The sequence below is a fragment of the Deltaproteobacteria bacterium genome, from assembly GCA_016874735.1.
Taxonomy (GTDB): Bacteria; Bdellovibrionota_B; Oligoflexia; order Oligoflexales; family CAIYRB01; genus CAIYRB01.
This window is the reverse complement of record VGTI01000018.1, coordinates 1-21,925: the sequence shown is the minus strand read 5'-3', so window position 1 is coordinate 21,925 and position 21,925 is coordinate 1. Positions and strand designations below refer to the sequence as shown.

Here is a 21,925-nt window from a genome sequence, read left to right as displayed (position 1 = left end):
TCACCTTTGCAACGAGCCAAACCATCACGACCGGTGGCGCAAACGTCAACGGTGCTGTGACGATCCTCGGTGATGGCACCAATGCCAATAGTTTAGTGTTTAATAACCGCAGTAACACTCAAGCGATTACGCTTAAGGCCCCAGACCTCCTCGGCACGTCGATGACGATCACACTGCCGTCAGCTGCGGGCACTGCGGGGCAAATCCTCACCACCAATGGTGGTGGCACACTCACTTGGATATCTGGCATCGAGCCTACCGGCAATGCCAGCGGCGACCTAACGGGCAACTATCCAAACCCAATCCTCACGACCACGGGCGTCACCGCTGGCACTTACGCTAAGGTGCGCGTCGATGCCAAGGGTCGAGTCTCCATGGGTACGACCTTGAGCGTCAGTGATATCCCGTCACTGCCAGCATCCATGATCGACTCGGGTACGTTAGCAGTGGCGCGTGGTGGTACGGGGGCATCGACCTTTACTAGTAACGGCGTCATGCTTGGTAACGGTAGCGGCACCTTGCAAGTGACTACGGCCGGTGGTGCCTATCAAGTGTTGACCGTACCGAGTGGTGGTGGCGCCCCAGTGTTTGGCGCTCTCAATCTGGCGCAGAGCGAAGCCATCACCGGCATACTCGGTAAGTCTAACGGTGGTACTGGCATCACGACGACGGCAACGTTCCCAGCGAGCGGCGTGATCGTGACGCAAACGGCCACAGAAACACTCAGCAATAAGACCCTGAGTCGCACCGTCGTCGCTTCGGGCACCATCAACGGCACGTCGCTCATCACGGGCGATACGACGATTGCAAGCACGGGCACGCTCAGCATCGGCACGGCCACGATCGCTGGTGGCGTCACCATTCAAGGTAACGCTACCACAGCTAATACGCTGACCTTCAACGACAAAGGCACCACCAACTTTGTCAAAGTAAAAGCTCCCGATACCGTCGGCAGCTCTTATACCATCACGCTGCCAGAGGCTGACGGAACGGCTGGACAACTCCTAAGTACCAACGGTGCAGGCTCTCTTGGTTGGGCCAGCGGTGCAGCGCCCATCGGTCCTGCCGATGGTGATCTCACCGGCAACTATCCAAATCCAGTGCTGAAAAATAGCGGTGTCAATGCGGGTACCTACGCTAAAGTGGTGGTCGATGCCAAAGGTCGCGTTACGGCTTCAACGACACTAGATGCCGCCGATATCCCCAGCCTAACGACGACATCGATCAACAGCGGTGTGTTTGGTGTTGACCGTGGTGGTACCGGTGTCAATAACTTAACGAACAATGGTGTCGTGATTGGTGGTGGTTACGGCAGTCTCAGTGCGACGACGGCAGGTACTTCTAACCAAGTGTTACGCGTTCCGGCTGGTGGTGGTACGCCGTCATTCGGTGCTATCAACATCAGCAACGCTGACGCTGTCACTGGTATCCTCCCCGCAAGTGCAGGTGGTACGGGCACCAGCTCCACGGCTACGTATCCGACCTCCGGTGTGATCGTTACTGAGGCTGGTGTCAGCAATCTGACTAACAAAACGCTATCGGCTCCGGTGATAACGTCTGGCTCTATCGTCGGTGCGTCGCTGATCGGTGGCGCCACGGTAATCGCGACGTCTGGAGCGGCTACAGTAGGTAGCGTGACAGCGAATGGTGATGTGACGGTGCGCGGCAGTGGCGCTGCTGCCAATAAACTGGTGCTCAATAATCAAGATAACTCGGCCGCCGTGTCGATCAAGGTACCCGATGGCTTGGCGTCGTCGATGACTCTGACACTGCCAAGCGGCACGGGAACGAACGGCCAGATCCTTTCGACCAACGGTACTGGTGGACTCACCTGGGTCAGTGGTGCAGCACCGACGGGACCGGCAACGGGTGATCTCGATGGCGTTTATCCTAGCCCAACACTCGCATCTAGTGGGGTCGTCGCTGGCACTTACGCCAAACTGGTAGTCGATGCCAAAGGCCGCGCCATTTACGGGACGAATCTCGTCGCTGCGGACATTCCCAATATCGCTGCAAGTAAGATCACCTCGGGTGAGCTTGGTGTTGCCAACGGTGGTACCGGTGTCGCCACGTTTACACCCAATAGCCTCCTGGTCGGTAACGGCAGCTCAGCTCTCCAATCGACTGGTCCCGGAACCAACGGCCAGGTGCTGCGCGTCACGGCTGACGGTGCGATGCCGACCTTTGGCGCCGTCGATCTCTCTAATGCTTCAGCTGTAAGCGGTATCTTGCCTGCGAGCTTAGGTGGTACGGGAACTAGCTCCAATGCCGTTTACCCCACCACCGGCGTGATCGTCACGCAAGCTGCGACCGAGACCCTCAGTAATAAGACTCTCAATGCGACCATATTGGCCTCTGGTACCGTGAGCGGCAACTCGCTCATCACCGGGGCGACCGTGATCGATACGACGGGCACGATCCGCTCAGGTGCGCAGACGGTTGTCGGTGATCTTGGTATCCGGGGGAGCGGCAGCGCTGCAAACAGAATCATGTTTAATGACAAGGGCAGCCTCAACTTCATTGGCTTCAAAGCGCCCGACACCGTTGCGAGTTCTGTCACGTTCACACTCCCAGGCGGTGACGGCAGTAACGGACAGCTACTGACAACCAACGGCACAGGGTCGCTCTCGTGGACCTCGCCCGCCAGCGCCATGGGTGCAGCTGGCGGCGATCTCTCTGGTAATTATCCAAATCCAGTACTTGCACCTACTGGCATCAGTGCCGGTGATTACGCCAAAGTCACGGTCGATACCAAAGGGCGCGTCACCGCAGGGACCTCCTTGGTAGCGGCTGATATTCCTGGCATTCCGGCCAGCAAAATCGACTCGGGCACGTTAGGTGTCACCAACGGTGGTACGGGTGCTAGCACCTTCAATAACAATGGTGTGGTGCTCGGTAGCGGTTCGGGTGCCTTGATGGCGACCAACCCAGGTACAGCTAACCAAGTATTGGTAGTGCCTCCAGGTGGTGGTACGCCGCGGTTTAGTGCGGTCAATCTGGCAAACGCGGCGGCAGTGAGCGGCGTCCTTGGCGTGAGTAACGGTGGTACCGGGGTGGTCTCGACGGCAACATTCCCAACAGAGGGCGTCGTCGTAACTGAGGCGGGCGTCGCCAACCTCACTAATAAGACGATCACTGGTGGCGTCTTCAACGGTGGCACGGTCCAGGGCAATTCACTAATCGGTGGTGCTACGACGATTGCGACCACTGGTGCGATCAGCACGAGTTCTTCCATCACATCAGGTGGTAACGTGACGCTGCAGGGCACCGGTGGCGTAACGAGTCGTGTGGTCCTTAATAGCGCTGACAATAGCCAGAGTGTAGCCCTGAAGGCTCCAGATAGCCTTGCTGGTTCCGTGGTCCTGACACTCCCGGCGGCACTTGGCACCAACGGTCAATTGCTGCGCACGGATAGCCTCGGTAATTTGAGCTGGGTCAGCGGCGCATCGCCTACGGGTCAAGCTGGTGGCGATTTGACGGGCATTTATCCAAATCCAGAACTCGCAGCGACCGGAATTGCTGCCGGCACCTATGCTAAAGTTGCGGTCGATACCAAAGGTCGCGTCATTGGCATGACGACCCTCGAACAAGCCGATTTACCGCCACTTTCGACCACCATGATCACAGCGGGCACCCTCGGCGTGACCAACGGCGGCACCGGAGCTTCCAACCTGACTGCAGGCGGCGTCCTGGTCGGTGGTGGCACCTCTGCGGTGACGGCTACGGCAGCTGGTGCTCAGGACCAAGTCCTGGTGGTCGGCGCGAGTGGTCCGACCTTCGGCCAGGTGAATCTCGGATCGGCCGGTGCGGTCTCCGGAGTTCTCGCCACGGCTAACGGTGGTATCGGCGTCGCCTCGTCGGCCGTGTTCCCGACGATTGGCACGGTAGTGACCCGCGACGCAGTCGAGACACTGGCAAACAAAACATTAACTACTGCGACCTTGAGCGCTGGTACGATCAGCGGTGCCTCGCTCATCACGGGATCGACCGTCATTAATACGACGGGATCTGTGACCTCGGGCGCACAAACAGTCAACGGTAATCTGACGGTCACCGGTGACGGTACCAATGCGCGCAGCATCGTGCTCCAGGATAAAGCCAACAGTAACTTCATCGCCTTGAAAGTCCCCGACACCCTTAACGCCTCGGGTACTTTAACGCTCCCAAGCGGCAGCGGCGCCTCAGGTCAACTCCTTGGTACCGACGGCGCCGGCAATCTCGCTTGGGTGTCGGGAGCTGCGGCTGCGGGTAATGCGAGCGGTGATTTGACCGGCACATACCCGAACCCACAACTAACAACCACTGGTGTTACGCCCGGTAGCTACAGCAAAGTTACCGTCGATGCTAAAGGTCGGGTCACTGCGGCCACAACACTGGTCGAAGCTGATGTCCCCCCAGTTGATGCATCTAAAATCGCGAGCGGCACGCTGCCCGTCGTGCGCGGCGGTACTGGCTTCACGTCGTTCACGGCCAACAGTGTCGTCGTCGGTACAAGCGGCGGGACGCTGGGCATGGCAGGACCTGGTGGCTCCAACCAAGTCCTGGTGGTTCCGGATGGTGGTGGTGCTCCCACCTTTGGTGCAGTCAATCTAACCAATGCAGCTGCAGTAACGGGCATCTTGCCGACCTCGCGCGGTGGTATCGGTGTTGCCTCGGTAGCAACATTCCCGACCACCGGTGTGGTTGTGACCGAAGATGCACCGCAAACACTTGCCGGCAAGACGCTCGATACACCAGTGATAGACGATGCCACCATCGGTGGTAACTCGCTCCTGATGGGTGCCAGCACCATCGACATCTCGGGCTCGATCAAGACGACCTCTACGATTACGACTAGTAACGCGATGGTCATCCAAGGTAGCGGTGTGGCTTCAAACAAACTTCAGTTTAACGATAAAGGCACGAGCAACTTCGTCAGCCTCCGTGCTCCAGATACCCTAGGTAGCAATGTCGACCTGGTACTCCCAGCGAGCGCAGGGACGTCCGGTCAAGTCCTTACCGTAAACGCCTCGGGATCTTTGGGTTGGGCATCGTCCGTGCCTCCATCCGGTGCGGCAAGTGGCGACCTTACTGGCAACTACCCAAGCCCAACACTCGTGGGCACTGGCGTCTTGGTGGGTGAGTACACGAAAGTGAGCGTCGATGCTAAAGGTCGCGTCACCTTAGGCAGTAACCTGACGGCTGCTGATATTCCAAACTTAGCTGCCAGTGTGATCACTTCGGGCACGTTGCCCGTCAGTGTTGGTGGCACAGGCGTGACTACACTCACCACTAATGGCGTCATGCTCGGTAACGGCACTGGTACGGTCAAGACGACGGCAGTCGGCACAGCCTACCAAGTCCTCTCGGTGCCTGCTGACGGCAGCGCCCCAATCTTTGGCGCCCTCAACTTGGCTAGCCCAGCGGCGGTTGTCGGCATCCTGCCTGGCACCATGGGTGGTACCGGCACGAGTTCAACGGCTGTTTATCCTACGGCCGGCACCATCGTTACTGAAAGTGGTGCAGCGACCCTGACCAACAAACAACTGACCTCACCGCTGATCACCACTGCGACCATCAACGGCGCGTCAGTGATTGGTGGCACCACGACGATCGACACCACTGGCACGGTGCGCTCTGGTGCTCAGTACGTCAGTGGCAACCTCACCGTCATCGGTGACGGCACTGCGGCACGTAGCTTGGTGCTTAACGACAGTGGCAGCACCAACGCTGTGAACGTGAAGTCTCCGAACACGCTCGGCGCCTCCTACACCCTCACACTACCAGCCTCGAGTGGCAGCTCGGGTCAACTCCTGCAGACCGACGGCTCGGGCAATTTGAGTTGGGTCGCAGGTGGTATTCCGTCTGGCAGCGCAGGTGGTGACCTCACTGGTAGCTATCCAAGCCCAACACTTGCCAACATCCTGGCAAGTGGCGGTGCCTTTACCAAAGTGACGGTGGACACCAAAGGCCGCGTCACTGCCGGGACGACGCTCACGGCTGGCGATATCCCACCGCTTGCTGGCTCGGTGATTCAATCAGGTGTTGTTGACGTCACGGTTGGTGGTACGGGTGCAACCACCTTCACAGACAAAGGCGTGCTCATCGGTGCAGGCACAGGTGCGGTTACGGCGACGGCTGCCGGAAGTGTCGATCAGCTGTTGACCGTAGGACCAACCGGACCGGTGTTTGGTGCAGTAAAACTCGGGTCTGCCGGCGCGGTCACTGGCATCCTGGCGAGCAGCAACGGTGGTACCGGGATCTCGTCGTCAGCCGTGTATCCTGCGTCCGGTACCATTGTGACTCTCGATGCCACCGAGACTCTAAACAACAAAACATTACAAGGCGCCCTGGTCAACGCCAGTACCATCGACGGTGCGAGTTTGATCACTGGTCCTACTGTAATCGCAACCTCGGGTGCGATCGATACGACCGCGACACTGGCGACCACCGGTGACGTCACCATCCGCGGCACAGGTAGCGCGCGCAATAACCTCGTCCTGAACAGTGCCAACAACAATAACTTTGTAGCTCTCCGTGCGGCCGATAACCCGACACAGTCGATCACTTTAACGCTACCCGGGTCTTACGGTAGCGCTGGTCAAGTGCTAGCGACCAACGGTACTGGCACTTTGACCTGGACATCGGGTGCGACGCCAGGCGGTGCCGCTGGTGGTGACCTCACTGGTAATTATCCAAACCCAGTCCTAGCGGCCACCTCTGTGGTTGCTGGCACCTACACCAAACTCGCCGTCGACGAGAAGGGTAGGGCCATCTTCGGGACTTCGCTTGCGGTGAGCGACATCCCAACTCTGCCGACAACGTCGATCACCGGTGTCTTTGGTATGGACAACGGTGGGCTCGGTGTGTCGAGTGTGCCTAGTAACGCAGTGCTCATCGGCAACGGTGCCGGTACGATCAACTCAGCTGCAGGTAGCCCTGGCCAGGTGCTCGTCGTCCCGACGCTAGGTGGGTCGCCTACCTTCGGTGCTGTCAATTTGTCGAGTGCTGCGGCTGTGACGGGAACGTTACCGACATCGCTAGGTGGTACGGGTGTGGCATCGACCGCTACCTACCCAACCAGCGGCACCGTGGTCACACGGGAAGCGACTGAGACACTAAACACCAAGACTTTAACGGCCTCTGTCTTGAGCTCTGGCACGGTATCAGGTGCGTCCCTCATCACAGGTTCGACGGTGATTAATACTACCGGCGCGATCCGCAGCTCCGCCAGCGTGACGGCTCAGGGTAACTTGATAGTCGAAGGATCGGGCACTGCTGCTAATAAACTGATGTTGAATGACAAAGGTGCGACCAACTACGTAGCGCTGCGCGCGCCGGACACGCTAGCAGGCTCGCTTGACTTGGTACTGCCAGCTGACGCCGGAGCCAGTGGTCAAGTGCTCACCGTTAATGGTGCAGGCTCCCTTGGCTGGTCGGCGGGTACGATGCCAGTCGGTGCTGCCGGAGGCGATCTGGCAGGTAGCTATCCAAACCCCGAACTAGCTCCGTCGGGTGTCCCGTTCGGCGAGTACACCAAGGTTACTGTCGACATCAAAGGTCGTGTCACGAGTGCGACCTCGCTCGTCGTAGCTGATGTGCCTGCGCTACCTGCGAGCAAAATTACCACTGGCGAACTCAGTGTCGCCAACGGTGGTACCGGTGGTTCTAGCTTTAGCGCAGGTGCCGTCATTCTCGGTGGTGGCGGCAGCGCTGCACTCACCCAGACGGCACCGGGTACGCTAAACCAAGTGCTGCGCGTCGGAAGCTCCGGTCCTGAATTTGGGCAAATTGACCTCGGCGCGAGCGCTTCGGTGACAGGAACTCTGGCAACCCAACGTGGCGGTACTGGAGTGAGTGGCACGGCCACCTTCCCAACGACTGGCACGGTGGTGACTCGTGAGGCGGCGGAGACTTTAACCACCAAAACGATCACCGCCTCGGTGATCAGTGGCAGCACGGTGGAAGGCGCTTCACTTATCGGTGGCAGCACCGTCATCAGCACCGCTGGTTCGATCACGACTACCTCCACGATGACGGCCACGGGCGATGTCACCATCAACGGCAACGGTGCCAGCACCAACAAGTTAGTCCTCAAAGGTGCCGATAACCTCAACTATGTGGGCATCAAGGCACCCGATGCACCGAGCCAATCGATGGTGCTGACGCTGCCTGCAAGTGTGGGCACATCAGGTCAGTTCCTGATCACTAATGGTTCTGGCACGCTGGCTTGGACGAGCGGCATCACACCTACCGGCGTCGCTGGCGGCGACCTTGCTGGCAACTATCCTAACCCAAGCCTGGCTACGGTCCTCGGCGCTGGCGGTATCTTCACCAAAGTTACGGTCGATACCAAAGGACGTGTCGTTGCGGCCACCACACTTGTGGGCTCCGATATCCCGCAAATCTCAGCCGATATCGTAACCTCTGGAACCTTGGCTGTGGCTCAAGGTGGTACGGGTGTTGCGAGCCTCACTAACGACGGTGTCGTCATCGGCTCTGGCGCGAGTGGTCTGAGAGCTACTGCGGTTGGATCTGCCAACCAAGTGCTGACGATACCTGCGGCTGGCGGCACTCCATCGTTTAGTGCTCTTAATCTCGGTGCTAGCGGTGCGGTGACTGGTATCCTGCCGTCATCCCTGGGTGGTACCGGTACAGCATCCAATGCTGTCTACCCGGTCACCGGTACCATCGTGACTGAAGCCGGTACGGCGACACTGACGAACAAAACTCTGTCTCAGGTGCTTGTCACCGCCAGTACGGTGAGCGGTGCCTCACTCATTGGCGGTAACTCGGTCATCGACACCACCGGCTCGATCAACACTCAATCTACCGTGACCACGGGCGGTGACGTCACCATCCGTGGCTCTGGGGTATCTGCCAACAAATTAGTCTTTAACACCGACGCCAACTCAGGATCGGTCTCGCTGCGTGCTCCGAGTCTGACATCACCGTCCGATATCACCTTTACCCTGCCGACTATGTACGGTGGCAACGGTCAGCTCCTGACCACGGATAGCGTCGGTAACCTGAGCTGGGTCACTGGGGCGACGCCAACCGGTGCTGCGGGTGGTGGTGATCTCACTGGTAATTATCCTAACCCCACGCTCACGACTACGGGTGTAAACAACGGAACGTTTACCAAAGTAGCGGTCGATACTAAAGGCCGCGTTTACATGGCTAGCACGCTGGTACCGGGCGATATCCCACCTCTATCTGCATCGGCCATCACCAGCGGTGCTCTCGACGTCAGCGTCGGTGGTACAGGTGTCAGCAACCTAGCTGCCGGTGGCGTTGTCATCGGTGGCGGCACTGGCCCGGTAACCACGGCTACGGGTAACAATGGTCAAGTACTCACAGTGAGTGGTGGCGCACCCGTATTCAGCGCGCTAAGCCTAGGCACCAGTGGTGCGGTGACTGGTCAGCTACCGACGGCCTTTGGTGGTACTGGTGTCAATTCGACTGCAACGTTCCCCACCAGCGGGGTAGTAGTCACGCGCGACGCTGCCGAGGCACTCAGCAACAAAACGATCACGGCCAGTGTCATGAACTCCGGCACGATTGGTGGGTCCACCATCGTAGCAACTACGGGCACCATCGCGAGTGGATCCATCAATGCCAACGGCAATATCACGACCACTGGCACCGTCAATTCTGGTAACGACATCGTTGTCAACAACAACAGCAAAATCACCTTAACCGACGGCAACATCAATACGCTGTCGCTCAAGGCGCCGGCATTACTTGGCACCTCAGTTACCTATGTCTTACCTGTCAACGATGGTACCTCTAACCAAGTGCTGACCACCAACGGGTCCGGCTCGCTGGCTTGGATGCCGTCGCAACTCACTGGCGCTGCCAGCGGTGATCTCACAGGCAACTACCCAGGTCCAACGCTAACTGCTACGGGAGTTGGTGGTGGTACCTACACCAAAGTAGCCGTGGACGCTAAAGGCCGTGCCTACATGGGTACGACACTCGACGTGGCCGATATTCCTCCACTTCCGGCATCGGCCATAGCAAGCGGCACTTTGGATGTGACGCGAGGCGGTACTGGACTTGGATCTTTACCCACGAGTGGACAGCTCCTCATTGGTAACGGCACGGGTTATACCCTGGGTACCTTGACGCAGGGCAGCACTAACAGTGTTGTCGTCACTAATGCCAGTGGCACCATTACCCTTGATACAGCCCAGGATCTTAAAACCTCAGCAAGCCCGACTTTTGCCTTGCTCAATGCAGGCACGACTATGGTCGGTACGGGTGACAATAGCGCCAGCGCTGCTGGTGGTACGCTACGCTCGTCCAACGTAGCTACCGGCACTTTGGATAAAAAAGGCGGCACCGTAACCATCGCTGCCGGTGTAGGCACGGGCACTGGTGGCTCGGGAGACATCAGCTTCCAAACCGCCTCACCGCTGCTGTCGGGCTCAACTCAGGCAACGCTGGCAACACGCGTAACGATCACCAACGCTGGTAATGTTGGTGTTGGATCGACGCAACCAAGTGCCTCCCTGGAACTAGCTGGCACGTCGTCATACCCGACGATCGAAGCTGCCGGCATGATGCTCCAGGGTGTTGCAAACAATAATACGTTGATTAGCGACAACTTATACTGGAACGGATCGGCATTCCGCTACGGCGCCGACGGCTACGGTAATACGATTCAGTTTAGTAGTGGTGACATCAGCTTTAAGACCGCGTCACAAAACACAAGTGGCACGGGAGCTGCCGCTAGCCCACAGGCAGCGATGACGATCAAAAATGCTGGCAACGTCGGCATCGGTATCTCCAGCCCAGTATCGAAACTGAGCGTCGGTGGCGGTGTATCGGTTGGCTCAGCTTACGGCACCGACAATGCGCCTGCCGACGGCATGATCATCGCTGGTAATGTCGGCATCGGATCTAATTCACCTGGTTACAAGCTCGATGTTAACGGGGTGGTGAGAGCGACGAGCTTTATCGCCACGGCTGCCTCCAACTTCAACAACCAAGGTATCAACTCGCTCCTGTACCTAGGCATCGGTACAGCGTCGCCGACTGCTGACTTGAGCTTCGGCGGTAACGGTCCGCGCGTCCTGCAAGTGGACCGCAATACGAGCGGTGCGGGTGGCGCAAGCTTGAGTATCAATGCTGGCGGTGCAGCCTCCGGTGTGTCTAACCAAAATGGTGGCACGCTGGCCCTCGCCTCTGGTTACTCCACCGGTACGGGATCGTCAGCGATCACTTTCTCGACCGCGACCAGCGGTGCCTCGGGCTCCACCGATGGTACGCCCGATGTGAAGATGATCATCCTGGGCGACGGTAACGTCGGCATCGGTACGACGGGACCAGGATCGAAACTGCAAGTTAACGGTGGTGCAGCGGTTGGTTACGCGGCGGCGACCACTGCACCAGTTAACGGCTTGGCAGTGTCGGGCAACGTCGGCATCGGCACGACGGGTGCAGGCTCGAAACTGCAAGTCAATGGTGCTACCGCTCTCGGTTACGCGACAGCTACGACTGGTCCAGCCAACGGACTCGCCGTCTCTGGCAACGTGGGCATTGGTACCACTGATGCGGGATCAAAACTGCAAATTAACGGTGGTGCAGCGGTTGGTTACGCAACGGCAACGACGGCACCCACTGACGGTGTGGCAGTCTCTGGTAACGTGGCCATCGGTACGACGACGGCCGGCTCTAAACTGCAAATTAACGGTGGTGCAGCGGTTGGTTACAGCGCATCAACGGTGGCACCAACCAACGGTCTCGCGGTCTCTGGCAACGTCGGTATCGCGACGACCGTAGCAGGATCTGCTCTGCAGGTTAACGGCGGCGCCGCGGTCGGCTACGCGACATCGACAGCTGCTCCAAGCAACGGTCTAGCAGTCTCCGGCAACATCGGCCTCGGTACGACGACAGCGACCTATAAATTAGACGTTGCTACCTCGGGTGCAGGTCTGCAAGTTGTAGAACGGATGCAAAACACTGTCGCAGCAGCCAATAACTCTGGTGCGCAAACGGTCTACGCAGCTAACCGTACGGGCACCGGCCTCACTAACGTGGCAGGCGTCGGCGGTATCATCACCGACATCACGGATGCTTCGTACAAAGGCGCGTTGGTATTATCGACTGCTAACAACGCACCACCTGCAGAGCGTATGCGCATCATGAACGACGGTAACGTCGGTATCGGTGTCACCAACCCAGGTGCTCTGATCGACATGAACGGTGCCATCATCGCTCGTGGTGTGACGGCACCAGCAGTGAGCCCTGCGGGTCAGGGTGAGATCTACTTTGACTCGACTGGCAACCGCATGATGCTGTCAGAAAACGGTAGCGCTTACTCACGTATCCTCACTGCGTCTAGCACGACCACCAACTTAGTAGCTAACGCGCCTCTGAGTATCAGTGGCAACACCATGACACTAAACACAGTCCCAGTGGGTCAGGGTGGTACAGGTCTCACGACGATCACTCCTAACGGTATCACCTACGGTAACGGTACGAGCAACGTCGGCGTCACTGCTGCAGGCACGCAGTACCAAGTGCTGCAAGCCGGTGCTGGTGGTACGCCGACCTTCGGTGCGGTTAACTTGGCATCGACCTCGGCCGTGAACGGTTTACTGGCAGTAACCAACGGCGGTACCGGTGCTGGCACGTTTACTACTAACGGCGTCATGCTTGGTAACGGCACGAACACACTCAACAGCACGGTAGCTGGTACGAGCGCCCAAGTGCTACGAGTGCCCAATGCTGGTGGCGCTCCATCATTCGGCGCAATCGATTTGTCGCAGACAGCTAATGCCGTGACCGGCACCCTGCCAGTAGTAAGCGGTGGTACTGGCCTCACCACGGGTACCTCGGGTGGTATGCCTTACTTCAATTCAACGAGTACGATGCTATCGTCTGGTCTCTTGACCCAGCGCGGTATCGTCCTAGGTGGTGGTGCCGGTGGAGCACCGACCTCGACGGCAGCGATGACCAATGGTCAGGTGCTGGTGGGATCGACGGGTGCAGCTCCCGTACCAGCTACCCTGGGTCAAGGTACCTACCAAGGTGTTACGTACACATTAGGTGCTGGTACCCTGTCGCTCGACACGGCACAAGACATCCGCACGACGGCATCGCCCACCTTTAACAGCATCAATGCTACCAACCTGATCACACCCACAGTGATCGCAGGCACTAACGAAGCCACCGCGAGTGCCACGGGTGGTACGGTGCGGGCAGCCAATATCACCGGTACCGACAAAAAAGGTAAAGACCTGACGGTAACTGCAGGTAACGGCACTGGTACTGGTGGTTCTGGTACGATCTTATTCCAAACCGCGCCTACCACTGCGACCAGCAGCACGGCAAATACGATGGCCAGTGTGATGGCGATCACGCCGACGGGTAATGTGGGGATTGGGACGACGACGCCGGCTTCATTATTGGACGTTGCCACTGCTAACAATGTCTCAGGGATCAGACAGACCGCCAACGGAGTTATTGTTTCTACATGGGCAGACTCCGCTCGCGGAGGATTTATCGGCACTTTGAGCAATCATGATTTCGGCCTCTACACAAACAGTGGTGGCGCTCAATTAACGGTCAAGACGAACGGCAACGTCGGGATAGGAACGACGATACCGGCTTTACCGCTTCATGTATCAACTAGCACTGCGGGCGATATGATTCGCTTCGAAAATACTTTGGCAGGTGGCAATGCAGTTGTTCAGTTGTTTACTAACGGAGGAGCGAATAGTTACTTCGGCCAAATCAACGGGACCTGGAACGGCGTAACTGGGAGCCCATTGGTATTCCAATCCACTGGACCGCTGGTCTATTCGTCGCCGTTGAATACACCACGAATGATGATCAATACCTCTGGCAACGTCGGTATCAACACCACCGCTCCTGGCTCCCTTTTCGACGTCAGCGGTGCTAAGTCTGGTACACCAAGTCTGACCGGTGCCTATATCGGCCTCGCAGGTCCAACCTTCACTGACAGCGCTACGGCTGCATCGGGTACCGCAGCCAACATGGCCTTTAACGCTATTGCTGCCCCGACCTTGGCGTCTACTAACACAACAGTCACGACCACCAACGGCTACTCTCTGTACCTAGCTGGCTCACCGAAAAAAGGCACCAACGACACCATCACTAACTCGGTCGCCCTGGGCATCGGCTCGACAGCTCTGGGTGGTGGGACAAACAGCTACAGCTTGTTTGTCGACGCTCAGACGGGTGCCACAAATAACTACGCAGCTGTGTTTAAAACCGGCAACGTCGGTATCGGTACCTCCACCCCTGGCCAGCTACTGAGCATCGGTACCGGTGCCAACCAGTTGCAGGTTGATGCCAACGGTGACTTGGTCAAAGTCCGTGGTGTGACCTACACCTGGCCGGTGGCCGCAGGTGCTGCCAATACTGTGTTAACCAACAACGGCAGCGGCAGCCTCAGCTGGACTTCACAATGGGTAACCTCTGGCAGCAACTTGATTTATCAAGGTGGCTCTGTTGGTATCGGGACCAATAGTCCCTACTCACTGCTCGCCAACACTGGCACCGCAGTGAGCGACGCCGTTTCGATTGGGGCCAATGCAAACGGTCTGACCTGGGCTGTTAATGGTGCTAACTACGCTGCAACCATCGCCAACAATGATGCCACTGCCACCAATCGCAACGGTATGCTCCTAAAGACCGCAGCTACTGATGCAGGATCGTACCTCTTGAAAATGGAGAGTGGTGGTACCAATCGGTTTACCTTCACGTCGGCTGGTAAATTCGGTATCGGTACCACCAACCCATCGACGGCACTAGAAGTAAACGGCGACATTACACTGTCGAAAGAGACGGCTAGGACCATCAAGGTAGCTGACAGCACCACAGCATCCACTGCTGGTGCCGCTCTGACTATCCAGGGTGCAGCCGCCACTGGCGCTGCTACTGGTGGTGCTGTCACCATCGCCGCTGGTGCGAGCGATACCGGGACTTCCGGAGCGGTCCTGGTGCGCGGTGGTGAGGGCGGCAGTAGCACCCACGGTGGTAGCGCGACCGTACGCGGCGGTGACGCAACTGGTGCGACACTTGCCAACGGCGGTAGTCTGACCCTCAGAGGTGGTGCTGGAGTGGCAGGCGGCACGACCGGTGCGATAGTGATGCAGCAGTCTGGTGGTAACGTCGGCATTGGGACGAACAATCCCCTCTACAAACTAGACGTGGCTGGCAGCGTCAGGCTAGGTAGCACCAGCGGTGCTACGACGGTTGAGATCGGCGATATCGATACGGCGGAGTGGCGTCTTGGCACTGGTGGTTACGGCCTAAGTTTCTCGAACGATTTTGATAACAATGGCACCTACGACACCAGAGTCTATATGGCGAAAGATGGAAACGTCGGGATTGGGACTACAGCGCCAACGACAAAACTCCATGTGACCGGTGCGCCCGCAACACTCCGCTTGGAGCACAATACTTTGAGCGGTCGATACTTAGACGTCGCATATGATGCGTCTACATCGTCTCCTTACGTAGACTTCACGACGGGCGGCGTGTCATCTAGGTACCTAGACTTCCGTTACGGCGGTAGTTCCAAGATGGTGCTCAATGGCGACGGCAACGTTGGTATCGGTACCACGAGTCCGACCTCGCTCTTGCAAGTCTCTGAAGCGACTGCAGAAACTACCGCGGTTACTGGCGCGTCATTCAACATCTCCAACACCTCGAGCACAGCCTCCATCAACAAGACCGGCGTCAACATTCAAAGCACAGGTACTTGGAACGGTGCTGGCGCTATCAACACTGGTCTAAACGTCAACGTCAGTGGTGGTACCACAAACTACGCTGCGACGTTTACGGGTGGTAACGTCGGTGTGGGGACAACGGTGCCAGGATCGACGCTTCAAGTCAATTCCACGACAGGTGCACAAGCCGCTTCATTAAACCTTGCAGTAGGTACAGGAGGCGTATCAAGCGCGGGTGATGGTGCTGCCATCAGCTTCTTGCACTCGACATCCGAGCGCGGTGCTCGCATCTACGAAAAAGCAGTAAGTACAAACACTGGTAGTCTTGTATTCGCGACCGGTAATGCGACGGCAGGTTACGATGATCGTTTGACAATTCTAAACAGCGGCAACGTCGGTATTGGCAACACTAACCCCACAAACATGCTAGCTGTCGGTTCTAGCTCACAATTCCAAGTGAGCTCAACAGGTAACCTTTCGAGAGTAAACAACGTTCCTTACGTCTGGCCATCTGCTCAGGGCAGCTCGAATCAGCTACTGATGAACGACGGCTCCGGTAACCTAAGCTGGACTACCTACCTGTCGTCCAAGTGGACTTCGGTCAACACCAACGACATCTACTACAACACTGGCAATGTCGGGATCGGTACCAACAACCCGACTGCCAAGTTGCATGTCCAAGGTACGGGTGGTGTCAGCGCCTCGACCGCAAAAATCACCGACGGAACCACTGAGCTTCGCTTCAGTGCCGGTGACAAAGTTGGTACAGCGACGGCTGGCTGGACAACACTTGATCCCAATGGCAGCGGCAATACCGGTTTAGCTGTGTGGGACGGGTTCCACGTTCAGGGCACGACGACGTTAAGCGGCAACGTCGGGATCGGAACAACGTCGCCAGGATCCAAACTCCAGGTTAATGGTAACGCTGCTATTGGCTACTCAGCCGCAACTGCAGGTCCAGCTAACGGACTCGCAGTGAGTGGCAATGTCGGAATTGGAACCACCAACCCATCTTACAACCTGCAACTAGGTACCGAGGGCTCTAGTAACGCGTCTATGTTCCTGGACGGTGCATTCGGCGATGTGACCTATACAAAACACAGTCGAATCTACATGAACGACGCGAACTTTGGTATCGGTGCAGGTGGTATGAGCGCTACGGCTGGCGATGATGACCTGTACATCTACGCATTCAACGGCGCTGATCGTGATATCCGATTTATGCATGCTAGCTCGGGTTTAACTAATCCAAGTACTTGGACCACTGACATGATCATTAAGCAGGGTGGTAACATCGGGATTGGAACGACTAATCCTACGTCCAATCTTCACGTGTCAGGTACAGGAAGCGTTAGCTTACTTCTTGAAGCTGATACCGATAATGTGACTGAAACTGATGTTCCAACTTTGCGGTTTTCTCAAGACGGTGCAGTTGTTCAGGGGCGTGTCGGTCTAGATTCTTCAAATCAATTAAATCTCGTTAATGAATATACATCAAATCTGATACTTGGTACCTCAAACCTTACGCGATTAATGATCGATAGTGCCGGCAACGTCGGTATCGGCTCCACCGCCCCAGCCGGCAAACTAGACGTCAACGGATCCATCTGTCTCGGTGGTAGCGCTAACTGTATCAGTGCCTGGCCATGGACTACTTCAGGCTCTAACGTCAATTTGTTCCAAAGCGGTAACGTCGGTATCGGCTCTGCAACGCCGTCGCAGAAACTGGACGTCAACGGCAACATCGCACTTGCCGCCAATGCAGATATCTTCATGGGTGGTGTAACTGCTGCAGTACCTGGTACCAACAGTACCGGTCAGCGCATCCAATTATCAGGTACCTCTGGTACCGTGGGTGCATCTGACTACTCGCTTGGTGTTGAACCTAGCAACATGTGGTTCAACTCGGATGGCGGTTACAAGTGGTATACTGATTCTTTGGCTAAAATGGTACTCGATAGTAACGGTAACCTAGGTATCGGTACGACCACACCGGCTAGGGCTCTTGAAGTTGTGACCACTACGGGTAATGCCGGGATTATCACCGGTATCTCAGATGCCACAGGCGCAGGGACGTTTGGTATCATCACTGCCTTCAAACGCAAAGGTGCGACCGCGGCGGCAGTTGGGGACGAGGCTGGGTATACCTTCGATCAGAAAAATGCTGCCGGCACTCGTACAGAATACGCCTTCATCGGCGGTGGTATCGAGAATGCAACGACATCGGCCGAAGCCGGTTACTTGGCCTTTGATACGACGTCAGCCGCTGCCGTGAGAAACGAGCGTATGCGCATTACTGCGGCGGGTAACGTGGGGATTGGGACTACGGCTCCAGCTGAGCGCCTAGACCTCGGTACGTCGGGAAACATCCGGATGATGGCGGCAACCGGTGGTATTACTTACTTGGATTTCACGGAAGCGTGTTGCACCTCAGAAAGGCTAGGCATTGCGGCTGATTTGGGCGGCAGCAATAAGATGTATTTTACAGCGAACTCGTCGGGTGCGACTCCATCCTCATCCAACGCAAAGATGACGATTGATGGTGCCAGCGGCAACGTCGGTATCGGAACGACTAATCCCGGATACAAACTCGACCTTATTGGTACAAGTAATCTTGCGGGCCAGTCCTGGGCAGCTTACGGCAACACCGGTGCAGCCGGCTACTCCTGGATGAACGCAGCGTTCACCACAAACAGTATCGAGATCGTGAACAATAATGCCACGGTCACTACTTCAGCACCGACATTGGGCTTCCACCGCTACGGCAGTGGTGGTCCTCAATTCCGCTTGGATCCAACCGGTACCAACGTGCTCTACCTTGAAAGCGCTGGTGCAAGTTCAGCTCGTAAACCGAGCGCATACGGTGGTGGTACTAACAGCTACTTTACGAGATTCCATGTTGATGGACAGCTAAGCACTGTAGGTAACGTCGGTATCGGCACCACAACTCCAGGCCAGCTGCTTAGTATCGGCACGGGTTCTGCACAGTTCCAAGTAGATGCCAATGGTGACTTGGCTAAGGTCCGTGGTGTGACCTACACCTGGCCGGTCGCAGCTGGTGGTGTTAACACCGTACTGACCAATAACGGCAGCGGGGGCCTCAGCTGGTCTAACCAGTGGGTAAGCTCGGGTAGCAACTTGATCTACCAAGGTGGCTCTGTTGGTATCGGGACTAATAGTCCCTACTCACTGCTAGCCAATACTGGCACCGCGGTGAGCGACGCCGCTTCGATTGGCGCCAATGCTAACGGTGTGACCTGGGCCGTCAATGGTGCCAATTATGCCGCCACGATCGCCAACAACGACGCCACTGCCGCCAACCGCAACGGTATGCTCCTTAAGACCGCAGCTACTGATGCAGGATCATACCTCTTGAAAATGGAGAGTGGTGGTACCAATCGGTTTACCTTCACGTCGGCTGGTAAATTCGGTATCGGTACCACCAACCCATCGACAGCGCTTGAAGTTAATGGCGACATCACACTGTCAAAAGAGTCGGCTCGCACCATCAAGGTAGCTGACAGCACTACGGCATCCACAGCTGGTGCTGCTCTGACTATCCAGGGTGCAGGCGCCACTGGTGCTGCTACTGGTGGTGCTGTCACCATCGCCGGCGGTACTAGCTCGACCGGCACTTCAGGTGCAGTCACCGTGCGTGGTGGTGAGGGTGGCAGCAGCACGCACGGTGGTAGCGTGACCGTCCGCGGCGGTAACGCAACTGGTGCGACACTTGCTAACGGCGGCAGCTTGACCCTCAACGGTGGTGCTGGGGTAGTGGGTGGTACGACTGGTGCGGTAGTGATGCAGCAGTCTGGTGGTAACGTAGGCATTGGGACGAACAATCCTCTCTACAAACTAGACGTGGCTGGCAGCGTCAGGCTAGGTAGCACCAGCGGTGCTACGACGGTTGAGATCGGCGATATTGATACGGCAGAGTGGCGTCTTGGCACTGGTGGTTACGGCCTAAGTTTCTCGAATGATTTTGATAACAATGGCACCTACGACACCAGAGTCTATATGGCGAAAGATGGAAACGTCGGTATCGGCACCACCGCCCCAGCCAGGTTGTTCAGCGTCGGCTCCACGTCCCAATTCCAGGTCGACTCTACGGGTGACATCAAGGCTATCAAAGGCCAGACCTACACCTGGCCCGCAAGCAACGCTGGCACTAACGCTGTACTGACCAACAACGCTGGTACGCTGACTTGGAGCACTGGGTGGACCAACAGTTCTAACACCTTGAGCTACTCGTCAGGTAACGTCGGTATTGGTGTGACATCGACGCCAAGCTTACTTGCTAATACATCCACTGCAGTGTCCGATGCTGCAAGCTCGCCAGTGAATGCCATTGGTGGTCTGACCTGGGCAACAAACGGGGCAGGATACTCTCTCGGTATTTCCAATACAGATGCAACGGCAACTAACCGTAACGGCCTACTTGTTAAGACTGCGGCGACAGATGCAGGGTCTTATTTGATGAAGCTAGAAAGTGGCGGTACTAACAGATTTGCCTTCACAGCTGCGGGTAACCTAGGTATCAACACTGGCTCACCTGGCGAAAAACTTCACATTGCCTCAGTCAAAGACTCCAAGACCTCGCCTTACTCTGTAGGCCTAGCCGTGCAAGACACCACGTCCATGGCTGCCGGTGTTGGTGGTGGTATCGAGTTTATGGGTAACTACACCGGTACGACACCGACCGAAGCGGCAACGATCCACGCATTCAAGACCAATGCGACCGCTGGTGATTACGGGTTTGACCTGGCGTTTAACACCCGGGTGAATGGTGGAAGTAACACTGAGAAGATGCGGATCACGACGGGTGGTAACGTCGGGATTGGGACTACGGCGCCAACTACTCAGCTTGACCTAATGACTTCCGGGACCACCGACACCCGGTACAGGTTACGCAACGGCTCTGTTGGCGGCGATCTCGCTGTTAATGCAAACACATTTTTTGTTGGTTCCTATACAGCTCACCCTCTTGACCTACTTACTAACAATACTGGTCGAGTCCGAATTGATACCAACGGCAACGTCGGGGTTGGAACAACTGCACCGACTGAATTGCTGTCTCTCTTTGTGCCGTCAGGAGGTTACAAAGGGATCGAATTCCAGGAGGCCTCCAGTAGTTACGGAGCCAAAATTAAGTACGACGAGGTCAGCGATACTCTCAGACTCTCGGGTAACGAAAATGGCACTGAGAAACTGGGTATTGCGATTGCTAGAAGCACAGGCAATGTCGGGATCGGCTCGACTTCAGCTGCAGCTAAATTATCTATTACCACAGATGGAACGAACGATCCGACAAACTACGGGCAAGCTCTGCAAATCACAAGGGCTCCCACCGCTGGGCAACAGGCTGCCTTCATCCGCAACGGTAACCGAGTTGTCTCACTTGGTTACTTGCCTAACTCTAACACCTTCGGTTTCGGCGGTGGTACTGCTACCGATACGTCCTTTAGCCCCTCGTACTTATCGATGGATACTGCAGGTAGCATTGGGATTGGCACTAATGCCCCGGGTAACTCGTTGCATGTCTACGGCAACACTAACGGCGAAGTCGGTGCCAAAGTCAACAACGCCAATACTGGTGCCAGTGCGTACACAATTTTCCGCGTTGCTAACGACACTGTAGCTAACATGAATCTGTTCCTCAACTCCTCAACTCGGTCAGCCGACGGCGGCACCAATACTGGTACGCTGCGCAACGATGCTGGTGCATTGCAGTTGCAGAGCTCGGGTGCAAAGGGCATTACGATTGCTGCTACCTCTGGCAACGTCGGGATCGGTTCTACTGTGCCAAGCGGCAGCCTGGATGTGTCGGGGTCAATGTACACAGGCACCGGTACTCTTAACCTGCGGAATCAGGACGCCACTGCAGAGGGAGGCGAGTTAGCTTTGCTTCCAGGTGGGACTAGATCCACAACTTGGCGTATTGATAATTACGACAATAATCTCCGATTTTTCAACGGTGGCTCTGTAGCAGCTACGATTTTACCAGGCGGCAACGTCGGGATTGGGACGGGGTCCCCTGGAGACAAACTGGAAGTGAATGGAAATATAGCGTTCCCATACGGAAGTGGGATAAGGGTGTCTCCCAACACCAACTGGGTGGGAGGCACTAATAATTTAATTAGGACATACTGGGGGACCACCGACGCTGTCGATTACTACACTCCGGGCAGTGTTCGTTCCACACCAGTGATGACGATGTTGGCTACCGGCAACGTCGGCAT

1 protein-coding gene (cut by a window edge) is annotated in these 21,925 nt (G+C 56.7%); it reads left to right on the top strand.

Features of this window, described 5'->3' with window-relative positions; genetic code table 11:
- Positions 1-21,925, top strand: part of the annotated coding region (locus FJ146_09640) for a hypothetical protein (protein MBM4252221.1) (this coding region is incomplete at its 3' end). Its footprint begins 23,230 nt before the window's first position; 21,925 of its 45,155 annotated nt are in view.